Genomic DNA, 21,614 nt, shown 5'->3' with positions numbered 1-21,614 from the left:
TTCAAAAAAATAATATTTTGCACCTTAGTATTAAACATTTAAAATACCTTATACAACTAGAGAAAGAATACGGTCGTCTTTTTCTATTTATTCCTGTTTTCCTCGCATTTGGAGCAATATTCTGGTTCATTTATCCTTCAGCAATACCCGTTCAAGGAATTGTATTTAGTATTCTAATCATGGTGCTAATATCAATCAGAATTAGACATTCGCATCCTAATATAATACTTATAAGTAACTGCTTTCACATACTTTTTAATAGGAATGATGCTAGCAGTTATTGAGACTACACGAAATCCTACTATAATTCTTTCTCAAAAGACTACAACTAAATTACGCGGAACAGTCAAATGGCGTGAACCCTTACAAGATGGAAAATGGTGCTATCTAATTCAAGTTTCTAAAACAGATTATAATCAATCAGAATTATTATTACAAAACGTAATGTTATCCATCACTAAAAAACACAATCCCTTTCCCTCTGGGACAATAATAGAAGGAATTGCAAAGTTATCACCACCATCAGGGCCAGCAATCCCAGGACTTTTTGATTATAGTTTTTTTTATTATTATAAAGGAATTAGTGCAATTGGATACTTTTATTTTACACCTGAAATAGTATTTTTCCCCGAACACAATAATAATTGGAAACAATTTTTATTTAAAATACAATATTTCTTAAATGAGATTAGATCTAATATAGGAACATATATTCGCAGAAAAATTTCAGGAGATGTTGGTGCTCTTGCTGCCGCACTTATAACAGATGAACGTAATGCTATATCTAGAGAAACTCTAGAATATCTTAGAAAGTCTGGTCTATCACATATAATAGCCATTTCTGGAATAAATATGACAATAGCAGCAGGTGTTTTTTTTCTTTGGCATGCGATCAATACTATCTTGTTTTCCAATTATTACAGCAAGTATTTCAATAAAGAAAATTTCAGCTTTGGGCGCCCTTTTAACAGTAACTTTTTATTTTTTGATATCAGGAGCAAGTATCTCTGCTCAAAGAGCTTATATAATGTCAGTTATAACCCTTCTTTCCTACTTATTTGATACATATTTTATGGGGTTGCGCAGTATAGCATTAACAGCTATTTTAATGATTTGTATTTATCCTTCAGAAACAACATCCCCTAGTTTTCAAATGTCTTTTGCAACAACTGCAGCTCTTATGGCAAATGTTATATATGGGGTAAAAGAAATTCTCCTCATCCTTTACTTAAAATTCTTCCAGACAAAGGGATAATTGTAACCGCAATAATACGATTAATAAAGGTTATCTTTCTCACATCACTCGTAGGAAGCGTTTCAGCATCATTTTTTTGATAAAACATTTTAACTGCATACCCTTATATGGATTGATTGCAAATATTCTTGCCATACCAATCTTATCATTTGTAGTTATGCCAGCAGGTATTATAACAATATTATCAATGATTTTTTCATTGGAAGAAAATCCCTTATATGTGATGGCTTAGGGTATTAAAATAATCATTCAAATAGCACATAAAATTTCAATAATCAGCACTGAATTTTGCATAGGAAGAATACCTCAATCTTTATTCGTAACTATAGTAATTGGATTTATATTACTGGTTTTTCTTAAAACAAATATACGCTATATTGGAGTAATAATGATAGGGATTGCAATAACTATACTCCTTATTTATCCTTATAATCATCATCCTGATCTTTTAATATCTGAAGATGGAAAACTAGTTGCATTAGTAAACGGAAGTACTCTTATTTTAAATAATGATAATCCACCAAACTTCATACTTTCCCAATGGAAATCAGCTTTAACAGCTCTACTCCACGAACCTCCCATAAAAACAGAATATATTTCCATAAAGAGTCAATCATCTTTAAAAGAAATCCTTCAACTAATGAATCCTAAAAAATTCCTCTGTCTTAAAAAATTATTTTGTTCCATATACCATAAGAGCGGCCTAGTTATAAGCGTCCTTAAAAGAAAAGATAAAATCCAATTAGCTTGCAAATTATCTGATATTATCATAACTACGATAAAAAATATTAACCCCCAATTATGCAATGTATCATTACTAATTACGCCAGAAATATTACGAAAAAATGGATCATTAGAAATAAAAATAATTCCAACTTTTAATGAAAATGATAAGTTAAAATTTACTATTAAAAAATCAATAGCAAGGAATCTCTTACCATGGACAAAAAACAGGATTTAAAACAATAAAGATATACTCAATCAAATCATTATGTTGCAAACATGACATCAGCAGTTACAAATAAATTTCATCATCCATAAAAATGATTTTATTTTAAAAAATATAAATTTAAGGAATAACTTAAAAATATATTATGCGCTTAGATTCACATAGGGATATTGACGTATTAATCCTACCAATTTTCCCTTAATTTTTATATTATTAAGGTGGAATATACGAGTTTTATATGCAGCATTAGCAGGTTCTAAAGCTATAGAATCACCCTTCTGTCGAAATCTCTTAATAGTGGCAATTTGATCATCGAAAAAAGCCAAAACTACATCTCCTGGATCAGCTGATGTACTACTAAACATAACAACGATATCTCCTCTTAAAATACCAACTCCAACCATAGAATCATCTTTGACTTCAAGAGCATAATGCTCTCCTTTTTGTAACATTGTTGAAGGAACGAGAATATCGTGAAACTTATTTTGTACAGAATCAATTGATACCTCCGCTGCTATACAGCCCATAAAAGGAACACTTACACAACAATAACTCTTTTCCTGTCTATTCGTAATAGGACTTAAATCATGAATAGCAGATCGAGAAGATAATTTCATATTTTCTGGCATTTTAATAATTTGCAGAGCTCGAGCACGTTTTGGAATTCTACGAATAAAACCAGCCTCTTCTAAAGAAATAATAAGACGATATATTCCTGACTTAGATGTAATTCTCAAAGCTTTTTTCATCTCATCAAAAGACGGCGATACACCCTTTGATTCGAAATATTCTCGTATAAAATATAAAAGTTTTTGCTGTTTAAGCGTCAACATTTTTAGGATTTCTCCTCAAACAAAATATCCACAGATGTATTAAAGAAAAAATACAGCAACAATAGTAATAAAAATATAATTAATTTTTTTATTCCCGTCATAATATATAGTCTATAGAAAAAAAGATAGGACCTTTTTAAGGTTATCTTTTAAACAAAGGATTGTATAATATTAATTATAGTCTTTATCCACAGAATACAGAGAAGAATAAACTTGATTGGAATGATATGATACATACTAATTCAGAAATACATCTTAAGTCTGGCAAAACACAAGTCACACTTTCGAATAGAAAACGTCTTGTACTAATTGCTGGGCCATGCCAAATAGAAAGCCATGAACATGCCTTTATGATTGCAGATAAGTTATATGAGATGTGTCAAAATCTAAATCTAGAACTAATTTACAAATCATCATTTGACAAAGCAAACCGTAGTTCAATAAAAGGAAAACGTGGAGTAGGACTTGAAAAAGGAATAGAAATTTTCCTAGATTTGAAAAAAAAATACGGTTTTCCCATAATAACAGACGTTCATAATGAACAACAATGCGAGGCAATAGCAGATAGCGTGGATATCTTACAAATTCCAGCATTTTTATGCCGACAAACTGATTTACTAATAGCAGCAGCTCAAACAGGATTAGTTATCAATGTAAAGAAAGGACAATTTTTATCCCCTTGGGAAATGCAGAATGTTTTACAAAAGCTCAACGCAAATGGAGCAATGAACGTACTTTTTTGCGAACGTGGCACCTCTTTTGGTTACAATAACCTAGTTAATGATATGCGCTCCATACCTATTATGGCATCCATGGGAGTACCTATTATTTTTGATGCCAGTCATTCAGTTCAACAGCCAGGAATAAACGGAAATTGCTCTGGAGGAGAAAGAAAATTCATATCCACTCTTGCAAGATCTGCAGTTGCTGCAGGAATTGCCGGGATTTTTTTAGAAACACATCAAGATCCTGATAATGCACCCTCCGATGGACCAAATATGATTAATATAAATGATCTTCCAGAATTGTTATCTCAATTAATTGCTATCGACAAAATTATAAAATCACTATAAAAACCATAAAAAAAAGATTTATTTAAAAATACAGGTATGAAATTATATAGGGTCAGAAGAAAAAAATATGTTCATTAGCGATATTATTGCTCGAGAGGTTATTGATAGCAGAGGAAACCCAACTATCGAAGTAGATGTTTCCCTTGATGATGGCAGTGCAGGACGTGCTATGGTTCCTTCTGGAGCATCTACGGGCATTCATGAAGCTTTTGAATTACGCGATAAAGAAAAGCGCTATTTTGGGAAAGGAGTACTGAAAGCTGTTGCATCCGTTAACGGCGAGATTCGTACGGCATTGCTAGGATGTGATGCGAGAGATCAAATTCTCGCCGACAAGATAATGATTGATCTTGACGGTACGCCCAATAAATCTCGCCTTGGCGCCAATGCTATCCTCGGAGTATCTCTTGCTATATCAAGGGCTGCAGCACAGACCTCCAACCTCCCTTTATACAAGTATTTAGGAGGATGTGCTGCTCATGTACTGCCCGTCCCTCTAATGAATATTCTAAATGGAGGTATTCATGCTGATAATGATCTTGATTTTCAAGAGTTTATGATTGTTCCTGTAGGCGCAGATAATATACGTGATGCTATACGCATGGGAGCAGAAGTATTTCACACATTTAAAAAAGAATTAAAATCACAAGGACACAGCACTAACGTCGGAGATGAAGGAGGATTATCACCTAATCTTAAAACTAATGTTTCTGCTCTTGATCTAATTACCAATTCTATAGAAAAAGCGGGTTATAGAGCAGGAAAAGATTTGTTTATTGCCCTTGATTGTGCTGCTAGCTCATTTTTTAAAAATGGGAAATACATTTTAAAAGGTGAAAATATAGAATTACAATCAGATGAGATGGTTTCTTATCTTGCCAACCTTGTTGACAGCTATCCCATCTACTCCATAGAAGATGGCATGTCTGAAGATGATTGGCATGGATGGAAAATTCTGACTAAAAAGATGGGATCATACTGTCAGCTGGTAGGAGACGATTTGTTTGTAACTAATCCTGAACGTCTAAGTAAAGGTATAATTGAAGGAGCAGCAAACTCAATACTCATCAAAGCTAATCAAATAGGTTGTGTTTCTGAAACTCTTAATACCATAGAAATAGCACGTATGGCAGGATATCCCAGCATCATATCTCACCGTTCAGGAGAAACAGAGGATAATATAATAGCAGATTTAGCAGTTGCTACTAATTGTAAACAAATCAAGGCTGGGTCTTTGACACGATCGGATAGATTGTCTAAATATAATCAATTAATCCGAATTGAAGAAAACCTTGGTAAACAAGCAAAGTTTGCAGGAAGGTCTATTTTGTTCAGCAATAAAAAAATATAGTCAATATGGATTTGACGTAGATATTTTTTCATGCATCTATAGAAATACTCTCTATAATGAATTTTAATAAAATTACTTTAACATGATAAAAATTTATAAATATGTGGACCAGATATTATAAAAAAAATAAACTTGCTAGAGTAATTTTTCTAGTTACTTCTTTTTGTTTTATAATTTATTTTATTAATCATGCTATAATAGGTGACTATGGTTTGAAGGCTACTAAAGTATTAAAAAAATCTCTCGTTGAACGGAAAGAGTTTCTTACTAATTTACAAGAAGCTCGCTATAAACTAGAATTTAAGGTCAAATTGATGAGAGATGGATCTTTGGAAAAAGATCTCTTGGATGAAAAAGCGCGTTATAATCTTAATTTATCTCGCGGGGATGAAATTATTTTATTCTATTCTAATTTTTAAATGCAAGTTTATTGCTTGTAAAAAAGTGTTTGATTATTGACTGTGTAATAAATAATAGTTTGAACATTATCAATGTTAAGATTGACGTATGTGCAATAAAAAAGACGTGATGTTGGAGATATAAAAATGGCTCTTAATCCATCTTCGTCTGCTAAAGATAAGAAAAATTCTACAGCAGATTGTATAGATATTCCTTTTTTTAAAGGAATTAAAGTCCTTGAATTTGATAAAAAGGAAGAATTATCAGCATATCAATCAATGTTGTTAATTCGTCGATTTGAAGAAAAATCAGGGCAATTATATGGTATGGGACTGATAGGAGGATTTTGCCACCTTTGCATTGGGCAAGAAGCCGTTATCGTCGGGATGAAAATGTCTCTTGCAGAAGGAGATCAAATGATTACCGCATATCGGGATCATGGACATATACTTTCTTGCGGAGTAAACGCATCGACAATAATGGCAGAATTAACTGGTAGACGAGGCGGTATATCAAAAGGAAAAGGTGGTTCCATGCACATGTTTTCTACTGAACATGGATTTTATGGAGGACATGGTATAGTAGGAGCTCAAGTATCTCTTGGAACAGGAATAGCATTCGCAAACAAATATCGTAAATCTGATAAAGTATGTGTTGTTTGTTTTGGAGATGGTGCTGCAAATCAAGGGCAAGTATACGAAAGCTTTAATATAGCTGCTCTTTGGAATTTAAATGTAATTTATGTAATTGAAAACAATCAATATGCCATGGGAACTTCTGTAGCTCGATCATCTGCACAGACTAATTTTTCAAGAAGGGGAATATCATTTAACATTCCAGGGATACAAGTTGACGGAATGGATGTACGAGCTGTTAAAGAAATAATGGACAAATCAGTTGCATATTGTAGAAATAACAAGGGTCCAATTATAGTAGAAATGCTAACATATCGTTATAGAGGACATTCTATGTCTGATCCAGCAAACTACCGTACTCGTGATGAAGTAAATGAAATTCGAGGAAAACATGATCCAATTGAACAAGCACGTGATCGATTACTAAAAAACAAATGGGCTAATGAGGAAGATATAAAATCAATAGAAATTAAGGTACGTAAAATTATAAGTGATAGTGTAGAATTTGCTCAATCTGATAAAGAACCTGATCCCAAAGAACTTTATTCAGATATTACAATTTGATCAGGAGTAAATAGTAAATGCCGATTTTAATAACAATGCCTTCTCTTTCTCCTACGATGACAGAAGGCAATATAGCAAAATGGAAAAAAAATGAAGGAGATGCTGTCAAACAAGGAGATATCCTTTGTGAGGTGGAAACCGACAAAGCAATTATGGAAGTTGAATCTATAGATGAAGGTGTTCTTGGGAAGATATTCTATCCTAATGGTTCACAAAATGTAAAAGTAAATACTCCTATTGCTGCTATTCTTCAAGAAGAAGAAACTTCTTCATACATCGAAAAAATTGTATTAGAAGATAAAAATTATGTCAAATCTACAATATCAGAAAATACAATACATATGTCTAATGAAAAAGAAGATGAAGTTGACAATCAAAAATCACCAAAAAACATTGAAGAATCTTTATTTTCGAATGTTCCAACATCTTCTATGACTGTAAGAGAAGCATTGCGTGATGCTATAGCAGAAGAAATGCGTAGAGATGAAAATGTTTTCATAATGGGAGAAGAAGTAGCAGAATACCAAGGAGCTTATAAGGTAACCCAAGGACTTCTCAAAGAATTTGGATATGAAAGAGTAATAGATACCCCTATTACTGAACACGGTTTTGCAGGTATTGGAATTGGTGCAAGTTTTGCAGGATTAAAACCAATTGTGGAGTTTATGACTTTTAATTTTGCAATGCAAGCAATTGATCAAATTATAAATTCTGCAGCGAAAACTCGATATATGTCTGGTGGTCAAATTAGCACTTCTATCGTATTTCGTGGCCCAAATGGAGCTGCAGCACGAGTTGCAGCACAACATTCTCAGTGTTATGCAGCATGGTATAGCCATATTCCTGGATTAAAAGTTATCATGCCATATACAGCATCTGATGCTAAAGGTCTTCTAAAAGCCGCTATCCGAGACCCTAATCCTGTTATTTTTTTAGAAAATGAGATTCTTTATGGAAGTAGTTTCGAAGTTCCTATGGTAGATGATCTTATAATTCCAATCGGCAAGGCACGTGTTCATCGCCAGGGGAAAGACGCTACTATTGTTTCTTTTGGAATAGGAATGACTTATGCAGTTAAAGCAGTAATTGAATTAGAAAAAATAGGAATAGATGTAGAATTAATTGATCTTCGTACTATCCGCCCAATAGATTGGAAAACAATATTTGAATCAGTAAAAAAAACAGGAAGACTTGTAACTGTTGAAGAAGGATATCCACAATCATCAGTTGGATCTGAAATTGCTAATCAAGTACAAAGAAAAATTTTTGACTATCTTGATGCACCTGTTCTAACAATCGCGGGTAAAGATGTCCCAATGCCATATGCTGCAAATCTTGAAAAACTTGCTCTTCCTAATGTAGAAGAAATCATCGAATCTGTTGAATCTGTTTGTTATAAAAGAAAGGCAAGAGAATAATTATGATACATACAATAACTATGCCTTCACTATCTCCAACTATGAAAACAGGTACATTAAAAAAATGGATGATAAAAAAAGGAGATAAAATATCTCCAGGAGACATACTCTGCGAAATTGAAACAGACAAAGCAATAATGGAATTTGAGTCTATAGAGGAAGGATTAGTGCATGAAATATTAGTTTTAGAAGGCACTGAAAACGTTAAAGTAAATAGCCCTCTATTAAATATTTTAATGGAATCTGAAGAAATTACTCATTCAACTATTGCTAAAGAAAACCTTGTTGAGAAGAAAAAAGAATCTTCTGATACTAATTTGACTATTCCTTTAGAAGAAAACAAGGGAAGAAGTAAAGGTCGTCTCATTTCTTCACCTCTTGCACGTCGACTTGCAAAAGAGCACGGGATCGATTTGTTATCATTATCCGGGTCTGGTCCACATGGACGAATAGTTAAAAATGATATAGAAGCTATCATTTTAAAGAAAGAAAACATTAAATCTTCTCCAATAACACAATCTTTTAAACAAGTTAATGGAAATATTGATGATGAGATTATAAAACTATTTGTTGAAGGTTCCTATGATATTGTCCCGCATGACAACATGCGCAAAACTATTGCTTACCGTCTCCAACAATCAAAACAAACGATCCCTCATTTTTATGTATCTATTGATTGTAATATCGACAATCTTCTCTCATTAAGAGAACAAATTAATACAGTAATACAATCTAACAAAGTTTCTGTAAATGATGTAATTTTAAAGGCTTTTGCACTAGCAATGATAAAAGTGCCAGAAGCCAATGTGTCTTGGACAGAAAATGCATTAATTTATCATAAGAATGTTGATATAAGCATCGCAGTTAGTATTCCAGGAGGAATTGTTACCCCTATTGTTCGTAAGGTAGATCAAAAAAATATAGTCAGTATTTCTATTGAAGTTAAAGAACTCATCCAACGAGCTAAACAACGTAAACTTAAACCAGAAGAATATCAAGGTGGAACAACTTCTGTATCTAATATGGGTATGTTAGGTATAAGTAATTTTTGTGCTGTGATAAATCCACCTCAATCGACAATCCTTGCTATAGGAGCTGGAGAAAAGCAAGTTGTTTTCCAAAATGGAGAAACTAAGGTAGCGACTATGATGAACGCTACTATATCAGCTGATCATCGCTCGATCGATGGAGCTATTGCATCAAAATTATTATCTAAATTTAAAGAATACATAGAAAATCCAGTCTGGATGTTAATGTAGACACTTTTCCTTATTATAATCTTTAAATATGAATATACTGTTCTTGTATCAAATAAAAGGATCCTTCAAATGGAAGAATCGGTATCAAACTTATACGATGTAATTTTAATCGGCTCAGGACCTGGTGGATATGTTGCCGCCATACGCGCAGCACAACTTGGATTTAAAGTCGCAATTGTTGAATATTCAGGATTAGGAGGTATTTGCTTAAACTGGGGCTGTATTCCTACTAAATCCCTTTTACGATCTGCTGAAATTCTTGATAATATTAAAAATGCAAAACATTATGGTTTAAGTATAGAAGGACAAGCAAAACCCAATATCAAAGATATTGTAAAACGTTCTCGTGATGTATCGCATAAATTAAATCGCGGCGTAGAATTTTTAATGCATAAAAATAAAATTGATATTATTTGGGGAAAAGCAGCTTTAAACACTCCATCTGAAATTATTGTTTCTAATCCTTCTCAACCAATAATTCAACCACAACATCCTATACCTAAAAAAGTTTTGGGAGAAGGAACTTATAAAGCAAAACATATTATCATAGCAACAGGAGCTCGTCCACGACATATAGAAGGAATAGATCCTGATGGAAACTCAATCTGGACTTATTTTGATGCATTGAAACCATCTAAAACTCCAAAATCTCTTATTGTCATGGGTTCAGGAGCTATTGGAGTAGAATTTTCTTCTTTTTACAACTCTTTAGGTGTAGAGGTTTCTATTATAGAAGTTAAAAACCGGATTCTCCCTGCAGAAGATTTAGATATTTCTCATTTTGTACAACAATCTCTTCAAAAGAAAGGAATAGATATAATTACTGAATCAAAAATTTCCAGCGTAGAAACAAAAGGAAATACAGTATTTGTACAAATAGAGAAAAAAGATGGATCAATTTCTTCCATGCAAGCAGAACGACTTTTATTGTCAGCTGGCGTACAAGGTAACATAGAAAACATTGGTCTGGAGAAATTAGGAGTTAAAACTAAAAACGGGTGCATTATTGTAGATGACTATGGATGCACTAACATTCACGGTATATATGCAATTGGTGATGTAGCTGGATCCCCAATGTTAGCTCATAAAGCGGAACATGAAGGAATAATATGTGTAGAAAAAATTGCTGGGATAAAAGCAGTTTCTCCACTCAATAAAAGGAAAATACCTGGATGTACCTATTGTAATCCTCAAGTAGCATCCATTGGCCTTACCGAAGAAAAGGCAAGAGAACAAGGTTTAGATATCCGTGTTGGTAAGCATAGTTTTTCTGCTAATGGCAAGGCTATCACACTTGGAGAAGATTCTGGAATAGTAAAGACTATTTTTGACAATAAAACAGGAGAAGTATTAGGAGTTCATATGGTTGGAGCAGAAGTAACCGAACTGATTCAAGGTTTTTCTATTGCAATGAATCTAGAATCTACTGAAGAAGAATTGATGCATACTGTATTTCCTCATCCTACACTCTCAGAAACAATGAAAGAAAGTATTTTAGATGCTTACGAACGTGCCATTCATTCTTAAAAATAAGATCTATAATATTGATTTTTTAGGAAAATATTTTGCAAACATAAAATAACATATTTTGTTTAGGTTTTGTAATTAATGTTTATGTAATTCGTTTTCTATCAAACTCAAGGAAGAAGTTTAATTCTTATCTTATTTTTTAAAAATGGGTTATTATGATGTTTATACTAAAACAAAACAAGTACTTTTATCATAAAGGTAAATCATTTGTTTTTTATACATCTTAAAAACCTTAGTGTTATACTAAATTTATTGGAAAATTCATGGTCACAGTTTTTGATACAATCAATAAAAGGAAACATGCCTTAAATCTTATTCCAAACAAAGAACGATCTCGACATCCTGAAAAAACACACAAACCCGACACAGAAAAAATACAGAAACCTGATTGGATTCGTGTACGTGCGCCAATACCATCACCTGGATATCAAGAAACTTATAAAATACTGAAATCTCGTAACATCACTACAGTTTGCGAAGAAGCAGGATGTCCTAACATCGGAGAATGTTGGAATAAAAATCATGCTACTTTCATGATTATGGGATCAATATGCACGAGATCATGCGCATTTTGCAATGTTGCAACGGGAAAACCACAAGAGTTAGATTCTAAAGAGCCACAAAATATATCTTGGGCTGTAAAATCCATGAAACTATCTCACGTTGTTATTACATCAGTAGATCGTGACGATCTAGAAGATGGCGGAGCACAACACTTTGCAAAAGTTATTCTTGCTATTAGAAAATCCTCCCCTTCTACAACTATTGAAGTTCTTACACCTGATTTTTTACGTAAACCCCATGCTTTAGAAACAGTTGTTGCAGCGAAGCCTGATGTTTTTAATCATAACCTTGAAACAGTATCATCAAATTATCTAACGGTTCGTCCTGGCGCTCGCTACTTTCATTCATTAAGATTATTACAACGCGTCAAAGAATTAAATCCTCTTATTTTTACTAAATCTGGTATCATGTTGGGATTAGGAGAAACAAGGAATGAAGTATTGCAATTAATGGATGATTTGCGTACTGCTGATGTCGATTTTTTAACTATGGGACAATATCTACAACCAACACGAAAACATCATAAAGTAGAGGCTTTTATAACTCCACAAGACTTTAAATCTTATGCGACTATTGCATATAGTAAAGGTTTTTTAATGGTTTCTTCTAGTCCCCTTACTCGCTCTTCTTATCACGCAGGCGATGATTTCTTACGTTTGAAAGAATCTCGTAAAAAATACTTATCATAAACAATAGATCAAAATAAAATGTATAAAAATTTAAGGATTCAATCCTATAAAATAAAATTGTAAAGGATGATTAATTAATATTATGCATTATTTTAAAGATGATCGTATCTTGAATCATAGCTCCAAACAAATGCTTAACTTAGTAAAAGATATAGAGAAATATCCTGAATTTGTACCTCTTTGTAAAGAAATTATTATACATGATCGTTCAAAGGAAGGAAATGATGAGATAATAATTGCAAGCATGCAAGTAAGTTATGCAGGAATACAAAAAAAATTTTTGACACGGGTACGAATTAATCAAATTGAAAATATAATAACAGTTAATCATATTAAAAACATATTTAATTTCTTAGAAAATCATTGGATCTTTGAAGAAATTTGCGAGAATAAGTGCAAAGTACATTTCTCTATAAAATATGAACTCAAAAATAGTCTATTTGATATAATGCTAAAAAAGGTATTTCATAGTTCTTTTTTGTATTTTGCAAAAGCGTTCGAAGATAGAGCTCGTAAAATATACCGCCCCCTTATTCCCAAAGAATAAAATTGCTAGTAATAAAAAATTCGTAAATCAGAAAAGAAAATCAATATTTTTTCGAGGAATAATAATATTGAAATATTCAAAAACACACTAAGAAGATCTACCTATTATATCTAATTATGAAAAAATAAACTGATATATTATATATAAACGCTAAATTATTATATATAGATGAACTTGATGAAGTATGATAAATTGTTTTTATAATGATCTTAGAAATGGAATTTACTTCATGTTGCATTTAAATTGGTTTGATATATTAATTATTGCGTTGCTTTGTATAATATTTGCAATGAACTTCGATTATTTATTGTCTTTAATGTGCAATATAATTAGATATTTGCGTATTAATATATCTAAGGCTTTTTCTGCTATCTATCCTGAAAAAAATACAAAATTTTTTAATCGTAACGCTCAAAAAGTAAAAAGTAAAAAACGAAATATACAAAAAAAGAACAATACAAAAGATCATATAATATAAAATCAAGAAAAATATTATCTCCCCTTCTTTTCGATATAATACCATCCAGGATAGTAACTAAGTATAGTATAATTTAATAATTACTATAAAATACAAGTTTACTTCAATATATAGGATTATATTTTTTCGCAGAAGACACTTCAGTATTTGTTGAAATTTTAAAATATGATTATGATATTTCGAAAATAACTGTTGCCTTCTTTAATCACCTTCTCTATTAACTGTATTAGAGAGTAACTCTGGTATAAAATAGGAAAAAGCACAATTATACGCTGATACTCTTAAACTATCAGATAGTTGACTATTTTGTTGTCGAATTATAGGAAAATATAATGATAGACATACAATGGATTCGCCAAAATCCAGAAGATCTTGATATGGCTTTGAAAAAACGTAATCTCGATCCTAAGTCCAATTGCATTTTATCCCTAGATATACAACATCGCACTCTAATCAAAAAAATTGAAGAAATGAGGGCACTTCGTAATTCTTTTTCCACAAAAATTGGACAAGCTATAGCGCAAGGGAATCTATTACTTGCTGATAATATTAAAAATGAAGCATCAACTATTAAAGAACACCTCCCTTTACTAGAAAAAGAAGAAGTTGAGGTGTATTCTTCACTAAAAAAAATTATTTCATGTATTCCTAATATTCCTTCAGAAGATGTTCCTATCGGGATAAGTTCAAATGAAAATGTCTTGATACGTTCTGTAGGGAAAAAACCAAGCAAGACAAAATTATTTTCAAAAGAACATTTTGAAATTGGCGAAGCACTAGGCTTGATGGATTTTGATCGCGCTTCTAAATTATCAGGATCAAGATTTTGTGTATTAACCAGCCATCTTGCTCGTTTAGAAAGAGCATTAGGTCAATTTATGCTAGATGTACATACTTTAGAGCACAATTATACTGAAGTATCTGCACCTTTATTAGTACGTGATGAAGCAATGTATGGTACGGGACAACTTCCAAAATTTGCAGATGAAATGTTTTGTACAACCAATGGCAAGTGGCTTATTCCAACTTCAGAAGTAAGTCTAACTAATCTCTATTCACATGAAATAATAGAATCTGAAATTCTACCTTTACGTTTTACGGCATTATCACCTTCTTTTAGATCAGAAGCAGGATCTGCTGGTAGAGATACTAGAGGCATGTTAAGACAACATCAGTTTTGGAAATGCGAATTAGTATCTATAACTAAAGAAGAAGATTCCCATCAAGAACATGAACGTATGTTATCTTGCGCAGAAGAAATTCTAAAAAGATTAGATCTACATTATCGAGTAGTATCATTATGTTCTGGAGATCTTGGTTTCAGTTCCTGCAAAACTTATGATATAGAAGTATGGTTGCCTGGACAAAACATTTACCGCGAAATTTCTTCTTGTTCTAATTGTAGAAATTTTCAATCAAGACGAATGAATTCCAGATACCGTGATATAAATAATAAATCTTTAAAATTTCCGCATACACTTAATGGTTCGGGAGTAGCAGTAGGTCGTTGTCTTATTGCAATTTTAGAAAACTACCTTAACGAAGATGATTCAGTTACTATTCCATCTGTTTTGCAACCTTATATGAATAATTTAGAAAGAATAAATAAATAAATAATATATTTTGGAGTAAATAATGAGAATATTATTGACAAATGACGATGGAATAAAATCAGAAGGACTAATAGTTTTAGAGAATATAGCTAGAAGCATATCAGATGATATTTGGATATGTGCTCCTGAAATGGATCAAAGCTGTTTAGCCAATTCCTTAACAATGTCTAGAAGTATAGCATGTCGCAAAATTAGTAATCAAAGATTTGCGGTTCATGGTACACCAGTTGATTGCGTTATTGTAGCCCTTCAAAAAATGAATAATAAAAAACCAGATTTAATATTATCAGGAGTAAATATCGGGACTAATACGTCTAATCATGTAGCATATTCTGGCACATTAGCAGCTGCATTTGAAGGAAGTTTACAAGGCATTCGTTCATTCGCATTAAGCCAAGCCTATACCTATGAAAATATGATTCCTTGGGAAGTATCTAAAATTTATGCACCAAATATTATACGACAATTACTAAACACTAAGGTTTCAAATACCACTGTATTTAATATAAATTTCCCCCGCTGCTCTCCAAAAGAGGTAGAAAAAACATTAGTCACGTCGCAAGAAAAACCATGCTTTGTAATTGATGCAAAACAAGTATCTAAAGATGGTAATATAACTAATTATTGCTTAGAATTTAGGGAGCATACAAAAGATCTATGCAAAAAATCTGACGCTTTCGCCATAGAACACAATATGATTTCAGTAACTCCCATCAAAACAGATCTTACAGACTATAGTTCACAAGATCTTATGTCACTATCTTTGGAAAAGTAATATGCATAATAAAAATATATTTTTTATCTCTTGATATAATAATATTTAGCAAAGATAGATTATACAGTTTAGCAATATTTCTTGAGGTTATTAATAAAGTATCAAAATTATTTTGAAATATAAAAAAATTGTTTTTACCCCCTTATAAATTTTCTTCTAAATAAAGAAATTGATAATTTAGGATAGGGATATTTTGAATGATATCAATTACTGTATTCCTAATTAAATGCAAAACTATAATATGTAATTATTACAATTCAAGAGGAATAAGTATTAAGAGATTATTATACATAGATAGATTATTTATTTATTTTCCATCTCAAACAAATAAAATTTTAATAACTATAATTACTTGTATATTACCTCCAATAGATTGTGATGCAAATATAGAAAATAATTTGATTCCATCTGTCGGTATTATAAATCATAAAAAGATAAGACAAACCAAGAAAAATAAAGAATTACATATTATTAATATTCCTCTACCAAACAAACGATCTTATCCGAAAAATGATATAAATAAAATAATTGACCACATTGCTATTTTAAAAGAAAAATTACTTGTTGATAGAATTAATTTAAAAACAAAAATTCCCTTACTAAATAATTTTGAATCCAATAGTTGCATAGAAGATAAATTTAAGAAAAAAATTTATCCTTTAGGAAAAATCAACCGAGATCCAAACAAAAAGAAAAACACTAATAATATTCGTACTATCAGAGTGAAAAATAAAAAAAACTATATACAATCAAAAACTAGAAAATATTTATGGCCAGTTACAGGAGATACAATTAATTTTAAAAGAAATAATAATGGAATTGATATTATAGTCGATCCTAATACATCAATAAAAGCTGCAGAAGATGGAATTATTACTTATGTAGGAAATGATCTTGTGGAATTAGGAAATATTATTTTAATCCGTCACGATAATTCAATAGTAACTGTCTACAGCAATGTTAACATACCTTATGTTAAAAAAGGACAAAAAGTATCTCGCGGGGATAATATTGGAAGTTCCGGAATAAACGAAAATACAAAAAAACATAAATTCCATTTTGAAGTTAGAAAAAATGCAATAGAAATGAATCCTCTCAACTTCCTTGAAGATAAACCCTACTTGCAAAAAAACAATCAATATTGAAATGATTAAATAATAAAAATTTATGTTGGAAAATAACATATTTGATAGATTTTTCTATATTATAAAGGTAGCAATAAATTAGAATTATTTATATGTATTCTTCTTTTATCAAGATTATGATAACAAGTATTGCATGTTTATTTTTTTCAAGATAATATGTGTTAACTTTTCTAGGAAAATTTAGGCTTTTTTGTGGTTTTTATAGAGCTATTTTATGAATTTTACTGATCTTGGTCTAAGCCAAAAAGTTGTTTGTGCTGTTTTAGATGCAGGATATGTTGAGCCTACTCCTATACAGGTTCAAACTATTCCTTTAGTTCTTCAAAGACACGATGTATGTGGCATAGCGCAAACTGGAACAGGTAAGACAGCATCTTTTGTGTTACCCATGTTGACTATCCTTGAAAAAGGCAGAGCTCGTGCTCGTATGCCTCGTACTTTGATATTAGAACCTACAAGAGAACTTGCTGCGCAAGTTGCAGATAGCTTTAAAAAGTATGGGAAAAATTATAATTTAAATGTTGCCCTTCTAATTGGAGGTATCCCTTTTGATACTCAAAATAAAAAATTAGAAAGAGGTGCGGATGTATTGATATGTACTCCTGGCAGAATACTTGATCATTTTAATAGAGGGAAATTGTTGATGAACAATATTGAAATCCTCGTAATTGATGAAGCAGATAGGATGCTAGATATGGGTTTCATACCCCATATTCAGGATATCAAAAATCTAATACCATTTACCCGTCAGACACTTTTATTTTCAGCAACAATGACGTCAGAATTACAAAAAGTATCTGAAAACTTTTTACAAAATCCTAAACATATTGAAGTTAACACACCTTCTTCAACAGCTGAAACTATAGAGCACTATTTTGTTGCAACTTATGCTCAATATTCTAAAAAATTAGATATTTTACAGGAATTAGTACAATCACAAGATTCAATAAAAAATGCAATAATTTTTTGTAATCAAAAAAAGGATATTGCAAATCTTTGCGATTCATTAGGGAAAAAAGGATTTTCAGTTTGTGCTATTCATGGAAACATGGATCAAAGATCGCGCATGAAAATATTAGAAAATTTTAAAGAAGGATCAATCCAGCTAATGGTTGCTTCTGATCTAGCATCTCGTGGCTTAGACATACCTGATGTCGGACATGTATTTAATTTTGATGTTCCTAATAGAGCTGAAAATTATATTCATAGAATCGGACGTACAGGACGTGCAGGACGCCATGGAAAGGCATTTACACTAGCAACTGAAAAGGATGAGAAATATATTAATGATATTGAAAATCTCATAGATAAAAAAGTAAAGTGGCTTAATGGAGATTTATCTATATTATCTACTCCCAAAAAAAAATTAAATGAAGCAAATCGAAAAAAGAAAAAAACATCTTCTTCCGAGAAGCCGTATGCCAAATCAAAAGAACTTGGTATAACTCCCGAATTAGAGATGAATGACACGGAAAATGACATAAATTCCATAGGATTCAGAGGCAATATGCCCGCTTTCATGCTTCCTAGATCCAAGGAAAATTAAAAGATAAAATCTAGAAACATAAGTATCATCTTATTCCATGTATACATATAATTTTTTAAAAATATTTATTGATATTCTTTGACTATAGTGATCGTTAGGTAGTTTTTTATTTGTTAATACTATATAGATGAGGATCATAATGGTTTTATCAAAAAAAATCGACTTTTATCAAGAGCATAAATCCTTAGGATGTTTGTATAATGCAGAAGAATTAGAACGTATTTTTTATCTTTTTTCCTTGAGATGGCCTTCCCCTAAAGGAGAATTATATTATGTAAATCACTTTACACTAATTATAGCAGTATTATTATCAGCACAATCTACAGATGTTAATGTAAACAAAGCAACAAAAAATCTATTTGAAATAGCCGATACACCTAAAAAAATGCTTGCAGTAGGAGAAAAAAATCTCCAAAATTATATAAAAACTATCGGTATATATCGAAAAAAAGCAGAAAATATAATATCTTTATCTCATATATTAATTAATGAATTTAATAACAAGATACCCCAAACAATAGAAGAGTTAATGAGATTACCAGGAATAGGAAGAAAAGGAGCTAATGTTATTCTCTCTATGGCCTTTGGAATACCTACTATCGGAGTAGATACTCATATATTCCGCATTGCCAATAGAATTGGACTAGCACCTGGGAAAACTCCTAATAAAGTTGAACAATCTTTATTGCGTATTATTCCATTAAAGCATAAATACAATGCACACTACTGGCTTGTTCTACATGGAAGATACGTCTGCAAAGCTCGCAAACCACAATGCAAATCATGCGTAATCTCTAGCATTTGCAAACGAAAATAATCTTTGTTTAAAAAAAAATATTACTATACAATCAAATTATCTACCATAGAGATAAAATCATTAAAAACATTTTGAATAGGATTTAATGATATATCAAAATAGTTTTCATCTCCTAAAAAATCTTCATACAAAACGTTTTTCAACTGTGATTTTTCGGATAAATCAATTTTAGTATGGATACTGGATAATCCTAAAACACGACCTTCTTTAAATCCATACTTAATATAGTGTTGAGTGGCAGAATCCCTATCAGAACCAAATGCATCACGCAGATCATCATAACTTTTAAGATATAAATCTGAATCAAAAGTAATAAAACGACCTTCTTTACAGCCAAAGTTAGAAAAATGATCCTTACCAGCCTGAACAAGATCTGTTGTTGTATTAGCATAAGCATCTATCAAATCTTTATAGGAAGCAATATATTCCAAGGACTTAAAAGCATCAGGAATACGACCTTCTTTAAATCCATATTCAATATAATGTCGAGATGCAGAATCCCTATCAGAACCACATGCCTCACGTAGATCATCATAACTTCCAACATATAAATATGGATCAAATGTAACAAAACGACCTTCTTTACAGCCAAAGTTAGAAAAATGATCCTTACCAGCCTGAACAAGATCTGTTGTTGTATTAGCATAAGCATCTATCAAATCTTTATAGGAAGCAATATATTCCAAGGACTTAAAAGCATAAGGAATACGACCTTCTTTAAATCCATATTCAATATAATGTCGAGATGCAGAATCCCTATCAGAACCAAATGCCTCACGTAAATCATCATAACTTCCAATATATAAATATGGATCAAATGTAATATTTCTTCCTTCTGACAAACCAAAATCATAAAAATGTTTTAGTGATGCATCAAGATCACTTCCTATATATTGTAAGAGATCTTCATGAGAAGCAATATAATCTAAAATAGACCTATTTTGTATACCAATTGAATCAATTTCACGATCAGTAAAATGCAATACTTCAACATCTAGAAGAAAATCTTTTTTATCATTATGCTCATCATAAACAATAATTTTATTGTCAAAACGATAAATTTTATAAACGTCACTTGGGGAATAATAGAAAACTGAATCCAATCCTTTTGAACCATCGAAAAAATCATTCCCATTAGATTGAAACATAGAATTATCAGAACTATTGCCAATGATCACATCATTACCATTACTACCAATAACTGATTCTATAGTAGTATTTTGCGCAATAGTCATATTTTTCTTGTATCCACCAATACTAGACCAAGATTCCACATTAATATTAATATAGTTTTCAACGCCTTCAACTAATCTTAAATCTAATAAATCATTACCACCTGAATCATAAATTGTTTGTATGAAAGGATAATAACCCTGTTTAACATCAATTTTATAAATATCATTTTTCAATGATTCTTGAGGCGCACCATATATTTTTTGAACGGCAACAATATCAGCAACCATTGGAGTAGCACAATAACCAAAAGAGGCATCTGTCGTAATGTTTTCATCCTGACTAAAATATGACATAACTGTAGATAAAAAAGAATCATTTTCATAATCATTATCTTTTCCATAGACTGGATAACCTCCATTATATGAACCTGCATGGACTAATCCTAATGCATGTCCAATTTCATGAAGAGCATTATGCGATAAAATAGTACCTTTATCTGATCCATATTTAAGTACATCTTGTTGATCAAGATTAATTTCCATAAAGTGAATATAGTTATTATAACGAGGATTACAAATATATCCATAATCGGAACTGATAAATTTAATAAAAGAATCATCTGAAGTAGTTTCTTCAAAAGTAATATCTACAACCTTAGACCATTCACCCAACGCCCAAAGAACAACATCTCGTGCATTAGAATTTAATTGGGTTGTATTAAAAGACAATCTATGAGATATCAGCACATCAGGATGATAATTTGTAAAATAATCAGACCAATATTGATTACGTAATAAATGATTTGCTACTTCTTCCGTTGTATAAATAGGTTTTATATTATTCATTTTTACATCCCTATTAATTTTAAATAAATATTTCAAAATAAAAATTTCATTTATAATAGCAATATTCTTAAACGAAATAAATTTGACTATCAATTAAAATTATAAAAATTATGTTATCAAGTAAAAAGTAATTATGATATAAATATAGATTAT

Annotated in this window: 20 protein-coding genes; 18 read left to right on the top strand and 2 right to left on the bottom strand. The window is 31.2% G+C overall.

Translation table 11 applies throughout. The features are described from left to right. Window positions 1-267: 267 nt before the first annotated feature. From GY664_RS00255 to GY664_RS00240, 4 genes are all read left to right on the top strand, one after another. The gene (locus tag GY664_RS00255) at window positions 268-1,062 is read left to right on the top strand and encodes a ComEC/Rec2 family competence protein (protein WP_333947462.1); all 795 of its coding nucleotides are present in this window, start codon (window positions 268-270) and stop codon (window positions 1,060-1,062) included. Then, entirely contained in the window at window positions 953-1,255 is a 303-nt protein-coding gene (locus tag GY664_RS00250) for a ComEC/Rec2 family competence protein (RefSeq protein WP_333947461.1), read from the top strand. The genes GY664_RS00255 and GY664_RS00250 overlap by 110 nt, the downstream gene beginning before the upstream one ends. 76 nt (window positions 1,256-1,331) lie before the next feature. Then, window positions 1,332-1,487 (top strand): ComEC/Rec2 family competence protein, encoded by a 156-nt coding sequence (locus tag GY664_RS00245; protein WP_333947460.1) that lies wholly within the window; start codon window positions 1,332-1,334, stop codon window positions 1,485-1,487. A gap of 156 nt (window positions 1,488-1,643) precedes the next feature. Beyond that, window positions 1,644-2,216, top strand: a complete 573-nt coding sequence (locus GY664_RS00240) for a hypothetical protein (RefSeq protein ID WP_333947459.1) — start codon at window positions 1,644-1,646, stop codon at window positions 2,214-2,216. Window positions 2,217-2,347: 131 nt separating this feature from the next. Here the strand turns inward: GY664_RS00240 and lexA are convergent, their stop codons facing one another. Further along, on the bottom strand, window positions 2,348-3,037 hold the full coding sequence (gene lexA / locus GY664_RS00235; protein WP_333947458.1) for a transcriptional repressor LexA: 690 nt from the start codon (window positions 3,035-3,037) through the stop codon (window positions 2,348-2,350). Window positions 3,038-3,264: 227 nt separating this feature from the next. Between lexA and kdsA the strand changes: the two genes are divergently transcribed. The 14 genes from kdsA to nth all read left to right on the top strand — a co-directional run bounded on the left by kdsA (window position 3,265) and on the right by nth (window position 19,440). Beyond that, complete coding sequence (kdsA, locus tag GY664_RS00230; RefSeq protein ID WP_333947457.1) at window positions 3,265-4,110, top strand: 3-deoxy-8-phosphooctulonate synthase; 846 nt, start codon at window positions 3,265-3,267, stop codon at window positions 4,108-4,110. A 67-nt stretch (window positions 4,111-4,177) separates the two neighbouring features. Beyond that, complete coding sequence (gene eno / locus GY664_RS00225; RefSeq protein ID WP_333947456.1) at window positions 4,178-5,461, top strand: phosphopyruvate hydratase; 1,284 nt, start codon at window positions 4,178-4,180, stop codon at window positions 5,459-5,461. A 101-nt stretch (window positions 5,462-5,562) separates the two neighbouring features. Beyond that, entirely contained in the window at window positions 5,563-5,880 is a 318-nt protein-coding gene (locus GY664_RS00220) for an FtsB family cell division protein (RefSeq protein WP_333947455.1), read from the top strand. 126 nt (window positions 5,881-6,006) lie between these two features. Beyond that, window positions 6,007-7,059: a pyruvate dehydrogenase (acetyl-transferring) E1 component subunit alpha gene (gene pdhA / locus GY664_RS00215; RefSeq protein ID WP_333947454.1), complete on the top strand. Its 1,053-nt coding sequence runs from the start codon at window positions 6,007-6,009 to the stop codon at window positions 7,057-7,059. A 17-nt stretch (window positions 7,060-7,076) separates the two neighbouring features. Beyond that, on the top strand, window positions 7,077-8,477 hold the full coding sequence (locus tag GY664_RS00210; RefSeq protein WP_333947453.1) for a pyruvate dehydrogenase complex E1 component subunit beta: 1,401 nt from the start codon (window positions 7,077-7,079) through the stop codon (window positions 8,475-8,477). 2 nt (window positions 8,478-8,479) lie between these two features. Beyond that, a complete protein-coding gene (locus tag GY664_RS00205) occupies window positions 8,480-9,736 on the top strand; it encodes a pyruvate dehydrogenase complex dihydrolipoamide acetyltransferase (protein WP_333947452.1) in 1,257 nt (418 codons plus the stop codon). A 69-nt stretch (window positions 9,737-9,805) separates the two neighbouring features. After that, window positions 9,806-11,263 carry a dihydrolipoyl dehydrogenase gene (gene lpdA / locus GY664_RS00200; protein ID WP_333947451.1) on the top strand — a complete coding sequence of 486 codons (1,458 nt, stop codon included), beginning with the start codon at window positions 9,806-9,808 and terminating at the stop codon, window positions 11,261-11,263. A gap of 266 nt (window positions 11,264-11,529) precedes the next feature. Beyond that, complete coding sequence (gene lipA / locus GY664_RS00195; RefSeq protein WP_333947450.1) at window positions 11,530-12,519, top strand: lipoyl synthase; 990 nt, start codon at window positions 11,530-11,532, stop codon at window positions 12,517-12,519. Window positions 12,520-12,601: 82 nt separating this feature from the next. Beyond that, the gene (locus GY664_RS00190; RefSeq protein WP_333947449.1) at window positions 12,602-13,066 is read left to right on the top strand and encodes a type II toxin-antitoxin system RatA family toxin; all 465 of its coding nucleotides are present in this window, start codon (window positions 12,602-12,604) and stop codon (window positions 13,064-13,066) included. Window positions 13,067-13,876: 810 nt separating this feature from the next. Then, window positions 13,877-15,157 carry a serine--tRNA ligase gene (gene serS, locus GY664_RS00185; RefSeq protein WP_333947448.1) on the top strand — a complete coding sequence of 427 codons (1,281 nt, stop codon included), beginning with the start codon at window positions 13,877-13,879 and terminating at the stop codon, window positions 15,155-15,157. Window positions 15,158-15,179: 22 nt separating this feature from the next. After that, window positions 15,180-15,932, top strand: coding sequence for a 5'/3'-nucleotidase SurE (gene surE, locus GY664_RS00180; protein ID WP_333947447.1), 753 nt, complete (start codon window positions 15,180-15,182; stop codon window positions 15,930-15,932). Window positions 15,933-16,129: 197 nt separating this feature from the next. Further along, window positions 16,130-17,077 carry a murein hydrolase activator EnvC family protein gene (locus GY664_RS00175; RefSeq protein WP_333947446.1) on the top strand — a complete coding sequence of 316 codons (948 nt, stop codon included), beginning with the start codon at window positions 16,130-16,132 and terminating at the stop codon, window positions 17,075-17,077. A gap of 214 nt (window positions 17,078-17,291) precedes the next feature. Continuing rightward, window positions 17,292-18,623 carry a DEAD/DEAH box helicase gene (locus GY664_RS00170; protein ID WP_333947445.1) on the top strand — a complete coding sequence of 444 codons (1,332 nt, stop codon included), beginning with the start codon at window positions 17,292-17,294 and terminating at the stop codon, window positions 18,621-18,623. A gap of 139 nt (window positions 18,624-18,762) precedes the next feature. Further along, window positions 18,763-19,440: an endonuclease III gene (gene nth / locus GY664_RS00165; RefSeq protein WP_333947444.1), complete on the top strand. Its 678-nt coding sequence runs from the start codon at window positions 18,763-18,765 to the stop codon at window positions 19,438-19,440. Between the two features lie 23 nt (window positions 19,441-19,463). On the opposite strand, the gene GY664_RS00160 is transcribed toward nth, so the two are convergent. After that, window positions 19,464-21,461: a M10 family metallopeptidase C-terminal domain-containing protein gene (locus GY664_RS00160; protein WP_333947443.1), complete on the bottom strand. Its 1,998-nt coding sequence runs from the start codon at window positions 21,459-21,461 to the stop codon at window positions 19,464-19,466. Window positions 21,462-21,614: the final 153 nt, after the last annotated feature.

It is taken from the genome of Candidatus Liberibacter brunswickensis, from assembly GCF_036858155.1.
Classification (GTDB): Bacteria; Pseudomonadota; Alphaproteobacteria; order Rhizobiales; family Rhizobiaceae; genus Liberibacter; species Liberibacter brunswickensis.
This window is presented reverse-complemented; position numbering and strand designations above follow the sequence as displayed.